Raw genomic sequence first — 454 nt, 5'->3', positions numbered from 1 at the left:
AAAGTGATGGGTGTTTCAAGAGATACATTTTATCGCTATCAGGAATTAGTGAAGTCTGGTGATATTGACGCACTGATTAATAAGTCCCGTCGAGTACCAAATTTAAAAAACCGTGTAGATGATGCTACTGAACAGGCTGTTATTGATTTCGCAATTCAATATCCCGCATATGGTCAGCACCGTACTAGTAATGAATTACGCAAGAAGGGTGTATTCGTTTCAGGGAGTGGGGTTCGCTCTATATGGCTTCGTCATGATTTAGAAAACTTTAAGAAACGTTTAAAAGCACTTGAGGCTAAAGTGGCACAGGATGGTATTGAATTAAATGATCAGCAGATTGCGGCACTTGAACGTAAGCATGAGGATGACGTTGCTTGTGGTGAAATCGAAACAGCTCATCCAGGCTATTTAGGCGCGCAAGACACCTTTTATGTCGGGAATCTCAAAGGTGTTA

The 454-nt window shown here is 41.2% G+C and carries 1 protein-coding gene; it reads left to right on the top strand.

The features are described from left to right. Positions 1 to 454, top strand: a 454-nt coding sequence (locus J502_RS16215; protein WP_155757389.1) for a helix-turn-helix domain-containing protein, incomplete at both ends; no start/stop codon positions are given.

The organism is Acinetobacter sp. 1294596 (assembly GCF_000582925.1).
GTDB classification, from domain to species: domain Bacteria; phylum Pseudomonadota; class Gammaproteobacteria; order Pseudomonadales; family Moraxellaceae; genus Acinetobacter; species Acinetobacter radioresistens.
This window is presented reverse-complemented; position numbering and strand designations above follow the sequence as displayed.